Source organism: Acinetobacter sp. C26M (assembly GCF_023702675.1).
Classification (GTDB): Bacteria; Pseudomonadota; Gammaproteobacteria; order Pseudomonadales; family Moraxellaceae; genus Acinetobacter.
Genome location: NZ_CP098478.1, coordinates 311,375 through 324,518, shown reverse-complemented (window position 1 = coordinate 324,518; position 13,144 = coordinate 311,375). Strand labels below are relative to the sequence as shown.

The following is a 13,144-nucleotide window of genomic DNA, read 5'->3' as shown; positions in this document are numbered from 1 at the left end:
TCCCTTGGATTGGGAAACTAAATTCCCTTACTCTTAATATTTCCAAAGATACTAGTAACAATTAAAAAAGCTTCATTGTGATAATGTATATAGCTTTATTTTTCAAAAACATACTTCAATTTTTCACAAATAAAAAGACATTGATACCGCTAGAAAGCATTCTTTCTATACAAAACATGCCTGTTGTCTTGTTGTCTTGTTGTCTTGTTGTCTTGTTGTCTTGTTGTCTTGTTGTCTTGTTGTCTTGTTGTCTTGTTGTCTTGTTGTCTTGTTGTCTTGTTGTCTTGTTGTCTTGTTGTCTTGTTGTCTTGTTGTCTTGTTGTCTTGTTGTCTAAAGGATACTTAATTAGAAAATTTGATATCGTTCTAAAAAATACCAATCCAAAGCCCATAGAACTCGTTACAAATTGTTAAACTTACTACTTACACTAAAAAAATTTATACCAATTGCAATGAGAGTAAAAGACTATAATAAGTAACAAATTTCATCTATACTTTGTTCTTATTAAATAAATTTATAAAAATTTACACAAATTTTCTGGGGAAAACATCTAATGTCTTCAACTTTTTGGGGGCTTATTAAGCTTTGTCGGCCCAAGCAATGGATTAAAAATTTATTTGTACTTGCCCCACTTCTTTTTTCTGGGCTATTTACAAACCTAAATAATGTTGTTCAAGCTTTCACAGCTATGCTTCTTTTTTGTATTGCCTCTTCTGCGACTTATATCCTAAATGATTTAAAAGATATTGAAAAAGATCGTCTACATTCAATTAAAAGTAAAACACGCCCACTTGCTTCTGGCATATTATCTATCCGAAAAGCAAAAATTTTAATGGCTGTTTTATATGCATTTCTAACTTTAGCTGCATTTTTCGTTCCTATTGTTATCGCAATAATAATGAGCTATATGTTACTTAACTTTTTTTATTCAAACTACCTCAAACACCAACCTTTACTGGATATTTTTACAATCGCTATTGGCTTTGTGCTCCGTGTATATGCTGGTGCAATAGCAATTAATGTAACCGTTTCAAGCTGGATGTTTATCACTACATTATGCCTCGCATTATATTTAGCATCGATCAAACGTCGTCAAGAATTAACATCACATGGTTCAACCACTCGAAAAGTATTAGAAGGCTACTCGCTTTATTTATTGAATCGTTACGCTGAAATGTCTGCAATTGGTGCATTACTATTTTATAGCATATTTGTAATGTTAGAACGCCCTAAACTAGTTATTACGATTCCCTTAGTAATCTTTGGAATGTTCCGCTATTGGTACATCATTGATATACATAATAAAGGTGAATCCCCAACAGATGCAATCTTGTCAGACAAACAAATACTATTCACAGGAATTCTATGGATAATTGCATGTATCTATGGACTATTATTTACAAAATAAAGGAGATCTAATATGGATTATTGTTTAATTCCCCCTACTTTAACTTGGTTAGTATGCAGCAGCACTAACCGCCCTATCAGCAGCATCAAAACTGAACGATTTACTTTTGATCCTACCAGATATATGAGATTGAGCAGCCAACATGACGCGATTGTTAAAAATATGGTGAGCCTCATGGCTTTTCTGGAGGAAAATAATGCTCTAGCATTCAAGAGAATAAGGTAAGTTATAAATGAAGCTTTTTATCATTGTTTTTTAAGTTATATGATTAATATTTATAATTGAGAGTAAAGATGCTATTTAATCAAAGATTTTTATTAATGTTAGTTTTAACTATTTTTTCAATTCTATATTTATTTTCAGCCTGGGTCGCTGATGATGCTTATATTACATTTAGAACAATTGAAAATTTTCACAATGGCTACGGATTAAGATGGAATATAGATGAACGAGTACAAAGCTACACCCACCCTTTTTGGATGCTTAATTTACTCATTGGAAAGTACATAATAAGTGACCTATATTATTTATCATTGACAATAGGATTTGTTTATACTTTTTTTTCATTAATTATTTTATATCAATTAACCAAAGGAGAAAAAATATTATTTATATCAACTGCATTTCTATTATTAAGCTCCAAAGCTTTTTTAGACTTCTCCTCTTCAGGGCTAGAAAACAGTGCAAGTTTTTTCTTAATTGCTTGTTTTTTCTATACATTTCTAAAACTCAAAGAAAACAATAAGTTTTACTTAATTTTAAGCTTAATAGCTTCTACTATGTTTCTTAATAGGATGGATCTTATAATACCACTACTTCCTTTAATTTTTTACATATTCTTTATAGAGTCATACAAGCTAAAGAAAATAAAAATTTCTATCAAACAAGGATTATTAGGATTTACACCTGTTTTGCTCTGGTGTTTTTTCTCTACATATTACTATGGATCATTTTTTCCAAACTCTGTTATAGCAAAAACAAACACTGGAATACCAACTTCACATTTACAAATACAAGGGTTTCAATACCTATATAGCAATATTTTATACGACCCTTTTACCTCACTTATTATATACTGTGTATTAATATATACCATTCTATCAAAGAAAACGAAAAACAAGCTTCTAGGGCTAGGCTTATTTTTATATTTAATTTATCTAATTTCTGTTGGTGCAGATTATATGTATGGCAGATTCTTGACAATTCCTTTTGTAATAAGTATATTTATTATCATTAAAAACAAAGAAATCATTAATAACAATGAAATAAAATTAATTACAATAACATCTTTTTTAATATTTTTTAACTTATATCAATATAGCATAAAAGATATAGAAAGTTTTCAACTTCAAAACTCAGATCTTACTGATGAGCGTGCTTTTTATTATAAAACAACTGGTCTATGGCCAAATTTAACAGGGAAAAATATATCTATAGCAAACCATTTTTTAGAAACTGGGATATTATTCCACGAACCAATAAAAAAACCTACACTCTTATATACAATGGGCTTTAATGGCTACATAGCAAGTAAAGTTTTCCCTGAAAAACATATCATTGATCGCCTAGGATTAACTGATGCCTTTCTTGCGGCTCATCCTATGAGTTATGGCTATTGGAGAATAGGACACTTTAGACGTGCAGTTAGTTCAGAATATATATCTAGTATTGAAAAAAATACTAACCTTATAAAATTAAGAGAAGATAGATATGTATTAGATCAAGTTTATTTACTTACCCGAGCAGACTTAAATGATAAGAGAAGATTTAAAGCTATATTAAACTGGAATAATGGAAACACTTTTGAGGTTGCAAAAAAAGCATTTCAACATTACCCGCATCACTTTATGATGAATTATGATGAGAAGAACTTAAAAAATTTATGGGTTCCTAATAATTTTTACACTTCAAATTAAAGAAATCAACGGCAGGCATTGGGTCTATATTTTGGATTCAATGTTCCTCCTACACAACTCCATGAGGCCGCTCCATCAGCTGTTTCAAATAAAATTGTTTGTCCACTAGTAACACCAGTTGTCATCATTATAGAAACTGTACCAATTGGATAAACACCTTGAACACTTGGTGAAACACTTGCATATTTTCCAGATAATACTGCGGAAATTTCAGTTGAACTAATACTACTATTTGGTGGGCGTATTGTAGTTGGCCAAGAGGCATTATTCCAACCGTATTCACCTAATGACGATTTTAACCCAGCCCCTAATGCTACAGCTTCTGTTACTTGAGAACGAGTAATATAATCTTTATAAGCAGGAAGTGCTACAGCTGCTAATATCCCGATAATTGCGATCACGATCATCAGCTCAATTAAAGTAAAACCTTTCATGAATTAATCCTTTCGTAAATATACTTATTAACTAGCAGGATTCATACCAAAAAAATAGATCAACAATATCAAATACTTAAACAATAATTGTAAAAAAAAATGATACAAGTTGACATTCTTGAGCACTCTATACTCAAAGAATGTCAACTTGTATATCTTCTAATACTTAAACTTATCATTTTTCCAAGTATTACATGATAAATTTTCTCCACTAAATCTAAGACAATATTGTTCAATAAAGTTAGATCGAATATTTTTATTATCATTTTTTTTGAAATTTTTAGATTTTTCGATTTCTCTATAAATTAAATCTGCTTTATCATAATTTCCAGATAAATAATTAATTACAAACTCATCAGCAATTAGATCTGAATTTTCATTTTTTGAATAGTACCATTTAGATATATTTTGATAATAATATGCATTCTCAAAATCATTATTAAATAACAATAGTGCCATGGCATAGTTTTTATATATTGCAGCGAGAGCTTTCGTAGTTAAACCAATATCAGCATATATTCTCAACGTGTTTACATCACTAATAGATTTATATCTTTCATGATATTTAGGCAAACTTTCCACCAACCCCTGATAGTACAAAACTCCTTCTTTATCCTTCATATTAAGTAATGAATGTGCATATAAAGCTTGCTCCCCTCCTGACATTCCATTCTTATTTGAGTCTAAAATTTTTTTTACTGTTTTAAAATCTCCAGTTAATATTAGAGAGTTTAAATAATTATATTTAGATGTTTCATCACTCGGGTCGATAAGATATGCACTTTTCCATAAAACAAGTTCATTTTGCCATATTTTTATACTTTGGAAAAAATTAACTAACATTAATAATATAAAGACAATAATAACAAAAATAAACAAAATCCTTTTTTTCAAGCCTTTAACAAAACTTAATATTAAATTCAAAAAACCTACTAGAAATATAGAATAAAATGAAACACCTAAAGTCATAAACCTCATATTACCCACGTTTACACCATTATTAAATGGAATAACATATAAGACCAAAGAAATTGTTACTAAAGTGGCTATTAGCATCCAAACATCTTTTACTCTTTTATAAATAAGATAAAATAAAAACACAAAAAATACAGAAAATGTTAATAAATAGTAAATCTTGTCTGCAAAAGATAAGTTATAATTCAATGGATTAATAGGTTTAATGAAAAACACAGGTAAAATAAAATTTTTAACATAAAAATCAAAAGCCTGAAATGGCACATAAAGACTTAAAAGTTCAGAAAAAGTTACGACATTATAGGTTGTGGAACCAATCACTCCTAATGCATTTTTCCTTAATATAAAATAAAGTACATAAGAAATTACAATTAAAATTAAAATTATTTTATTCTCATAAAAGAATTTTTTATAATCACTGATATTAAGAATTTCCAAATTCTCTCTATACGCCCAAAAACAAAAAAGAAGTACAGGAAAAACTATTGCTACCTCTTTAGAAAGAAGACCTAAAAATGAAAAAAACACAACAAAAAAAGAAGTAAAAAATTTTCTTGAATTAAAGTAAATGTAAATATTTAATGCTATCAGAATAAAAAAACTTGCTAATAGGTCAAATCGCCCTGAAATCCAAACTGTAGATTCAATTAGTATTGGGTTAATCACATAAAGAAATAGTACAAAAGAAGCTAAATACTTCCTTTTAAATCCAAACAACTTAATTGCCAAAGAAAAAGTCATTAAAGAATTTAAATAAAAAAATAAAATATTAAATAAGTGAGAGTAAAATGGAGACTGTCCTAGCAGCTTAAACTCTAAAAACCATGACAAAAATACTAAAGGGCGAAAATATGCACTTCCATCTAAAACTGGCCTAGAAATTATTTCCCAAGACAACTTTTCATTTAAAAGACTTGTATTATTAACAAATAAAATAAAGTCATCCCAGATGTAATCATAATAGAAAACTTTATAATATAAGAGTAATACCAGAAAGAAAGAAAGAAAAATATTTAAAGAATAAAATATATTTTTTTTCACAATAACCCCTAAAAAAAATTGGGACATATGTCCCAATTTTTTAAATAATTTCAATTAGTTTTTACATGCATTTGGGCGATATTTAGCATCGATTGTTCCACCATTACATGACCATGTTGAACCACCATCAGCCGTAGTGAACAATAAGGTGCTACCAGAAGCTTTACCAGTACCCATAGTAATGGTTACAGTACCTGATGGGTATCCTCCACCAATCGTTGTCGTTACTGCGGCATATTTGCCACCTAATGTTGCATTTAATTGACCAGTTGTCGGGGTAACAGTGGGTGCAACTAAAGCTGTAGGCCAAGCATTTTTATCGGCACCATATTCAGATAATGGAGCCTTAAGACCACCACCTAATGTTACCGCCTCTGTTACTTGAGAACGAGTGATATAATCCTGATAAGCAGGGATCGCAATCGCAGCCAAAATACCAATGATCGCTACAACGATCATCAATTCGATAAGAGTAAAACCCTTTTGCATTGATTTCATAACATTTCTCCAATGGATATTTTTTTATAAGCTTTTTTCAGCTATTTAGTAATTAGCATGTTTTATGCCAGTCCTTAGCTTATCTAATTTTAGCTTAAAAAAACAGAGACTTAAAAGAAATTCACACTGTACAAAAGAAGATCAAATCAGACATTTTCAGAAAAAAAATGACAAATAACGTCATCTTTACTGCTTAATTATTCATTTTCTTTGCTAACGAATTTGACTATTTTCTACTTGTATGTAAATTGAGCGACTCAATTCACAGAAAATTTAATGATATTTTTTTTACCGCTTATCAGAAGATATTTGCAACAATCGACCGATAAGCGAATTTATATACAGAACATTCTGCACATTAATTGATTTTAAACAAAACAACAAGCCTTAATTTTAAATTGGCAAGATAGCGTCTAATTTAGAATAATCGGTTCATTCGGCAATTCATTTTGGTCATCAAACTCAGTTTTCACATAATACTGATCTAACACTTGCCCAATTTCCGTAACTCCATTATTCACTGCGTGTAGATACTGCTTCTGGGCCAATTGCAGCACGATACGCTGACAAATCTCATTCCATGTTTCAGTAGATGTAGCATTTTTTAAGCCACGATCAATCACGATTTCAACTTTACGCTCGCATAGGTTGAGATAGAGCAATACACCACTGTTTAATTCAGTATCCCAGACCCCAAGCTCAGCAAACAATTGCTGCGCTCGTAAGCGTGTATTTTGATGATAGGCTTGTGAACATGGAATATGTCCTTCTATCACCACCTGAATCTCTCCTACATGCCCCTTTTCCGCTTGCTGTACTGCTTTGGCAATCTCGATACGATCCTGCTTACTAAAGTACCGATGTGCCGAAGAGACATAGAGGAAATGCTTAAACCAACGTTTTAAACTCGGCTGTACCTGCTCATCCAATTTAGGTTGAGTAATAATCTGTGTTGTATCTGTCTTGGTTACCATGAGCCTGATGCTCCTCCCCCACCAAAGCTACCGCCACCGCCGCTATAACCACCGCCGCTGCCGCCACCAAATCCTCCGCCACCACCACCACGGCCACCACCAGACAAGAACATCTGGAAGATCAACTGTGCGAGTGAAGTAATCAATAAAAAGAAAATCCCGACACCAAGCAGTAAGCTCATCACTAGGCCAGCACCATTGACCAAACCTGCAACGGTTGCAGCCACGGCTGCGGTCGAAGCACTTAGACGATTACCCACGATAAATGAACCGACTACACCTGCAATCAGGATAAATAGTGCCATAGTGAGTGTATTATCTTTGGCTTGTTGGGCTTGTATCGCTTGCTCATGCCGATCTTTCAACTCTTGTGCGGCTTGCTGCGCAATCTCAGGATCTAAGTTAACGATACGACTAATTTCATCCAACCCAGCAGAAATACCTTGTGCATATTGCCCTTGTTTAAAATAAGGGGTGATCTGATTGCGGATAATCCGACTCAATACCACATCAGGCAGCACGCCCTCCAAACCATAACCCGTCAAGATCTGGATATTACGATCATTGACTGCAATCGCCATTAACAAGCCATTATCACGTTTTGCTGAGCCAAGCTGCCATTTTTCACCTGTTCTCAAAGCAAAATCAAAAATTGCTTCTTGCCCAGTCGTTGGTACGATAATCACCCCAATTTGCGCTTTACCTTGCTGATACAAACTAAGGATTTTCTGATTGAGTTGCTGCATTTCAGCATCACTCAAGACTTTGGCCTGATCAATCACAGGTTGATTTAATGTGGGCAAATCGCGGATTGATTCGCCTTCTGCCATGTCATTGGCCACTTGTGGCAATGCAGGAGTTTCTGCATTTTGCGTCGCTGGCGCAGCAGTGGGCTTATTCTTTTGCTGTTCTTGAATAATTTTTCCCGCAACGATCAAGTCACTTTGATCAGTTGCAGTCGCCACTTCTGCCCAAACCGTATGTTGGAAAAACAATGTCGCAAAAACGATGGTAAAAACAGGCAAGACTCTCTGCTTAAACACATTCAACATACGGTGACTCCTCACAGTTCGAAACAATTTCAGATCTTAATTAAATGAAACTGTTGGAGCTTGCTGTGCAGACTGTTCCGCTTTAAAGTTTTCTTTGGTTTTCATGCCAATGACTTTAGCAGTCAACGCTTGAGGGAATTGACGGACATAGCCGTTGTAATCTTGAACCGTTGTAATGTAACGGTTACGTGCAACCGCGATACGGTTTTCAGTACCTTCAAGTTGAGCTTGTAAATCTCGGAATTGCTCGTTGGCTTTTAAATCAGGATAATTTTCTGAAACCGCAATGAGACGCGACAACGCTCCTGTTAATTGGCTTTGCGCTTGTTGGTATTTCTCGAATAGTGCTGGATCTTCCAACACTTCTTTATCAACTTTTAAGCCCGCAACATTAGAACGTGCTTGAGTGACTTCAACCAAAACTTGCTCTTCATGTTTGGCATAGCCTTTCACCACATTGACTAAATTTGGCACAAGATCAGCACGACGTTGATATTGGTTTTGAACTTCAGACCAAGAAGCAATCACAGCTTCGTCTTTAACTTGCAAAGTGTTATAACCACAACCAGTAAATAACAATGTACTTGCCAATACTGTTGCGAGTGCTGTCTGTTTGATGATTTTCATAAAAATTTATCCTCAGGTTTTTCTTTATATTTTTGCTATAATTCATTGTAATGAGATTTTTTGACAGCTGTGTAACATTTATTAAAGTTGCTTTATCTGATTTTAAACAAAAAAGGCATTACTCAAGAATATTGATGTAATGCCATGCTAAGCACAAAGTTTTAATTTTGAATTAACTATAGATTTTAGATGCAGTGTCTTCTTGGAAACTTACCATACCATATTCATCTGCCATACGCCCTTTCCAGTAATTTACCAATGCAGTGTAGTCATGTTTCGCTGGATGGAAATCGGCTTGATAATAAGATAAATATTCAGGAATCAACTGTAATAACATTTTGCTCAGTAAATACATCCCAAATAGATTACCACCCAATTTCGGTAAGCTCTTCCATTTATCCTGCCAAATCAAACGAGTAGTTGCGTAAAAAGTCAGGCTAGCAAAGCCTGTAGTCACGCTACGCATCAGCAACCGTCGAATACGATCATCGCCATATACTTCTTGGTAGACATCAAAAGCCACCGAACGATGCTCGATTTCCTCAATTGCATGCCAGACCCAAAGTTTCATTGCATCATCGTCTAGCGTACTGAGTATTTCTGGATGTTTTAAAATATAGCCACCTAACATTGCAGTAAAATGCTCAAAGGCACAGGTCAAGGCCAGTTGTAATTTCGGATGAATATTTCGCAGCATATCATCCCGCTTCGCCAACCACGCCTGAAAACGATCGAGATTATAATCATCACGCCGCCATGCATCATTAAATTCGGTATGCGCTTTCGAATGCATCGCCTCTTGTCCAATAAAGGCTGCGATCTGTGCTTGTAATTGTGGATCTTGTACTTTATCGCGGACATTGCGCACACTATTCACAAAATACTGTTCTCCTATCGGAAATGTTGAAGACAGTGCCGTGAGTAAATGCGACATGACAGGAGAATTAGCAAAATAATGTCGTTTGATTTTCTTCGGGTTAAATTGCAAACGTCGTACTGTAATTCCCAATGCTTTGGGGCGATTTAAATAATTTTTTTCCACATTCACATTTGCAAGAGCCATCTCGATTGCCTGCATCATTTCCTAGACTGGGTTCGAGTATTGCGCTGGGAAAATGGCAAAGACAGGGCAAAAAAGCTTATAAAGTTTGCCAAAACTACCAAAATGATGATTGGTCTATTACGATGATATCGGGGCGACACATTCTTGTTGTTTAATTTTCCTCAGGCCTAGCATAGCTGCTATAAAAAGCCCACCCATGATTGCGACCACAATATGAAAGGCCAATAACTGAGCCTGGGCCATGGAATAATGTAGTACCCCAACTGTCCATTCAATGATAAATGCAGTCAGCGTTCCCAATACCGCAATCCCAAAAGTCAGCCCAAGTTGTCTGAGCATATTTAAAATTGCCGCAGCAAAGCTTGCATCTGCCTGCGATACCGCATGTAGGCTCAAGGTACTGGAGCTCGGTACAATCAAGCCAATACCTGCTCCCATCATGCCACTTAAGCCAATAAATAACAGATAAGATGAATTACTCTGGAAACTGACCATCGCAATCAATGCAAAGCCTGAGATCAGTAAACCGATTCGAAGCAATGACAACACACCATAGCTTTGCTGCAATCGCCCAAACCAAATGGAAACTAACGCCTGCATCAGAAATTGCGGAGCGATCAACCAACCTGCTTGCGCTGCACTTAAATGAACTTGCTCCTGATAAAACAGCGCAAAAACAAATAAAGAGCTATATCCCGCAAATCCTAATAAAAATGAAATCAAATTAAACTGCAAAAACATGCGGTTATGAAGTAAATGGCGTGGAACCAAAGGATGCAAAACTTTATTTTGATGTCGAATAAAAATCAGAGTAAAGATAATCGAAAGTAGAAAACTAAAAACTATCAGATAACCCATATGTGCTTGCTGTACCATGATAATGCTATAGGTCAAGGTTGCAATTGCCACTACACTGTAAATCAGCCCTAAATAGTCAAAACTCATTTTTTGCTGATCCTCATCGGCAACAATGCCTTTCCAACCTAAAAACAATGCCAACAATCCAACGGGTAGATTTAACCAGAAAATACTTTTCCACCCCCAATAATGCACCATGAGGCCACCTATCAATGGTCCAATAATCAAGGCAAAAGCGCTAAATGAACTCCAGTTACCAATTTCTCGTGCTTTGCGATCGACTTGGGTAAAATGATGCACAATGATCGCCAAAGTCAATGGAATCAGCATTGCTCCCGCAACACCCTGAATCACTCGCCCAGCTATCAATAAACTAAAATCAGGCGCTGCGGCACAAATCACCGAGCCAAAGATAAATATCACCACCCCCGTCAACCACAGACGTTTACGTCCTAACCACTGACTTAAAGCACCCACTGCCAGCATTAAACTCGACATACTCAGCGCATAGCTATCAATCACCCACTGTAAATCTGCGAGATGGCTATTGAACTGTGTCTGGATTGCGTTTAAAGCCAAATTGACACTGCTTAAATCAACTAAACAGAGAAAAGTACTGGTATAGAGTGCCGCAATTAACAGCCTGTCATTGAGTTTTGATGTCATAAGTTTCTCTAATTATTCTTAACAACTGATAATCATTATCAATAATAGAATAGCAATTTATTGAACACTTGTTAAAGTTTTTATTCCCTCTAGTCATCAAGCTAAATGCCTCAGGCCATCAACAAAATAAAAAAAGCCCAAGCACAAGGCTTGGGCTTTTAGAACTTAAATATTAAAGAGAGCTTACACGCCAAGGTAGTCCAAAATGCCTTCAGCAGCTTGACGACCTTCCCAAATTGCAGTCACTACCAAGTCAGAACCACGTACCATATCCCCACCTGCGAAGATTTTCGGATTCGAAGTCTGGAATTTAAACTCTTGCTGTTCAGCCGCAACGACACGACCTGAACCATCTAAACTCACATTTGCACCACCGAACCAATCCGCTGGACTTGGACGAAAACCAAATGCCAATAATACGGCATCTGCTGGTAGAACCTCTTCAGAACCTGGAACAGGTTCAGGGCTACGACGGCCACGGCTATCAGGCTCACCCATTTGTGTAGTTACCACTTTAACACCAGTCACTTTACCGTTCTCGCCAACAATCTCGATTGGTTGGCGGTTGAATAGGAATTTTACACCTTCTTCATAGGCATTCTTCACTTCACGTGCAGAACCTGGCATGTTGCTTTCATCACGACGATAAGCACAAGTGACATCATGCGCACCTTGACGTAATGAAGTACGGTTACAGTCCATTGCGGTATCGCCACCGCCAAGCACGATCACCTTTTTACCATCGACACTGATGTATTCGCTTGGATCTTTTTCCCAGCCTTGGCAACGGTTGACGTTGGCAATCAAGAAATCTAGGGCATCGTAAACACCATCAAGGTCTTCACCTGGGAACCCCCCTTTCATATAGGTATAAGTTCCCATACCCATAAACACGGCATCGTATTCTGCAAGCAATTGCTCAATGGTCACATCCACACCGATTTCAGTATTTAAACGGAATTCAATGCCCATCCCCGTGAAAATTTCACGACGACGTTTCATCACATCTTTTTCCATTTTAAATTCTGGAATACCAAATGTAAGGAGGCCACCAATTTCAGGGCGCTTATCAAATACAACAGGTTTAACCCCGCCACGCGCCAGAATATCCGCACAGCCTAAACCTGCAGGACCTGCACCGATGATCGCAACTTTTTTATTAGTCCATTTGACACCCGACATATCTGGACGCCAGCCTAAAGCAAACGCAGTATCATTGATATATTTTTCAGCATTACCAATAGTCACTGCACCAAAACCATCATTTAAGGTACATGCACCTTCACACAAACGGTCTTGTGGACAGACACGACCACAAACTTCTGGCAAGGTATTAGTTTGGTGGCACAGTTCAGCAGCTTGGAAAATTTGACCTTCTGCAATCAGCTTTAACCAATTTGGAATGTAGTTATGTACAGGACACTTCCACTCACAATATGGGTTACCACAACCTAAACAACGGTGGGTCTGATTTGCAGCCACTTCCGCAGTAAAAGGTTTATAAATTTCCACAAACTCTGCCTTGCGGACAGTAATATCTTTTTTCTCTGGATCTTGGCGTGCTACATCCAGAAATTGAAAGTCATTATTAAGGCGCTCTGCCATGTCTCTCTCCGTGGGTAGGCGCAGCG

General features: G+C 35.9%; 11 protein-coding genes. 2 read left to right on the top strand and 9 right to left on the bottom strand.

Translation table 11 applies throughout. From position 1 onward, the window contains the following. The first annotated feature begins 554 nt into the window (after positions 1–554). Together NDN11_RS01505 and NDN11_RS01500 are read left to right on the top strand one after the other, a co-directional pair. Positions 555–1,409: a decaprenyl-phosphate phosphoribosyltransferase gene (locus tag NDN11_RS01505; protein ID WP_251110581.1), complete on the top strand. Its 855-nt coding sequence runs from the start codon at positions 555–557 to the stop codon at positions 1,407–1,409. A gap of 293 nt (positions 1,410–1,702) precedes the next feature. Further along, positions 1,703–3,325: a hypothetical protein gene (locus NDN11_RS01500; RefSeq protein WP_251110580.1), complete on the top strand. Its 1,623-nt coding sequence runs from the start codon at positions 1,703–1,705 to the stop codon at positions 3,323–3,325. 5 nt (positions 3,326–3,330) lie between these two features. On the opposite strand, the gene NDN11_RS01495 is transcribed toward NDN11_RS01500, so the two are convergent. The 9 genes from NDN11_RS01495 to NDN11_RS01455 form a co-directional block, all read right to left on the bottom strand. Next, a complete protein-coding gene (locus NDN11_RS01495) occupies positions 3,331–3,759 on the bottom strand; it encodes a pilin (RefSeq protein ID WP_251110579.1) in 429 nt (142 codons plus the stop codon). A 159-nt stretch (positions 3,760–3,918) separates the two neighbouring features. Continuing rightward, positions 3,919–5,775: a hypothetical protein gene (locus NDN11_RS01490; RefSeq protein ID WP_251110578.1), complete on the bottom strand. Its 1,857-nt coding sequence runs from the start codon at positions 5,773–5,775 to the stop codon at positions 3,919–3,921. A gap of 54 nt (positions 5,776–5,829) precedes the next feature. Beyond that, on the bottom strand, positions 5,830–6,264 hold the full coding sequence (locus tag NDN11_RS01485) for a pilin (protein ID WP_502801363.1): 435 nt from the start codon (positions 6,262–6,264) through the stop codon (positions 5,830–5,832). 422 nt (positions 6,265–6,686) lie between these two features. Further along, the gene (locus tag NDN11_RS01480) at positions 6,687–7,247 is read right to left on the bottom strand and encodes a TPM domain-containing protein (protein WP_251110576.1); all 561 of its coding nucleotides are present in this window, start codon (positions 7,245–7,247) and stop codon (positions 6,687–6,689) included. Then, complete coding sequence (locus NDN11_RS01475; protein WP_251110575.1) at positions 7,241–8,299, bottom strand: TPM domain-containing protein; 1,059 nt, start codon at positions 8,297–8,299, stop codon at positions 7,241–7,243. The genes NDN11_RS01480 and NDN11_RS01475 overlap by 7 nt, the downstream gene beginning before the upstream one ends. A 36-nt stretch (positions 8,300–8,335) precedes the next feature. Continuing rightward, positions 8,336–8,926, bottom strand: a complete 591-nt coding sequence (locus tag NDN11_RS01470; protein ID WP_033132630.1) for a LemA family protein — start codon at positions 8,924–8,926, stop codon at positions 8,336–8,338. A gap of 172 nt (positions 8,927–9,098) precedes the next feature. After that, a complete protein-coding gene (locus NDN11_RS01465) occupies positions 9,099–9,989 on the bottom strand; it encodes a metal-dependent hydrolase (RefSeq protein WP_251110574.1) in 891 nt (296 codons plus the stop codon). Positions 9,990–10,106: 117 nt separating this feature from the next. Then, entirely contained in the window at positions 10,107–11,513 is a 1,407-nt protein-coding gene (locus NDN11_RS01460; RefSeq protein ID WP_251110573.1) for an MFS transporter, read from the bottom strand. 183 nt (positions 11,514–11,696) lie between these two features. Next, positions 11,697–13,118 (bottom strand): glutamate synthase small subunit GltD family protein, encoded by a 1,422-nt coding sequence (locus NDN11_RS01455; RefSeq protein ID WP_251110572.1) that lies wholly within the window; start codon positions 13,116–13,118, stop codon positions 11,697–11,699. Between the last annotated feature and the right edge of the window lie 26 nt (positions 13,119–13,144).

Bases quoted from the DNA above. Each gene is read 5' to 3' on its own strand.
- NDN11_RS01455 (WP_251110572.1), bottom strand. From the start codon at position 13,118: ATGGCAGAGCGCCTTAATAATGACTTTCAATTTCTGGATGTAGCACGC.
- NDN11_RS01460 (WP_251110573.1), bottom strand. From the start codon at position 11,513: ATGACATCAAAACTCAATGACAGGCTGTTAATTGCGGCACTCTATACC.
- NDN11_RS01505 (WP_251110581.1), top strand. From the start codon at position 555: ATGTCTTCAACTTTTTGGGGGCTTATTAAGCTTTGTCGGCCCAAGCAA.
- NDN11_RS01475 (WP_251110575.1), bottom strand. From the start codon at position 8,299: ATGTTGAATGTGTTTAAGCAGAGAGTCTTGCCTGTTTTTACCATCGTT.
- NDN11_RS01495 (WP_251110579.1), bottom strand. From the start codon at position 3,759: ATGAAAGGTTTTACTTTAATTGAGCTGATGATCGTGATCGCAATTATC.
- NDN11_RS01485 (WP_502801363.1), bottom strand. From the start codon at position 6,264: ATGCAAAAGGGTTTTACTCTTATCGAATTGATGATCGTTGTAGCGATC.
- NDN11_RS01480 (WP_251110576.1), bottom strand. From the start codon at position 7,247: ATGGTAACCAAGACAGATACAACACAGATTATTACTCAACCTAAATTG.
- NDN11_RS01500 (WP_251110580.1), top strand. From the start codon at position 1,703: ATGCTATTTAATCAAAGATTTTTATTAATGTTAGTTTTAACTATTTTT.
- NDN11_RS01465 (WP_251110574.1), bottom strand. From the start codon at position 9,989: ATGGCTCTTGCAAATGTGAATGTGGAAAAAAATTATTTAAATCGCCCC.
- NDN11_RS01470 (WP_033132630.1), bottom strand. From the start codon at position 8,926: ATGAAAATCATCAAACAGACAGCACTCGCAACAGTATTGGCAAGTACA.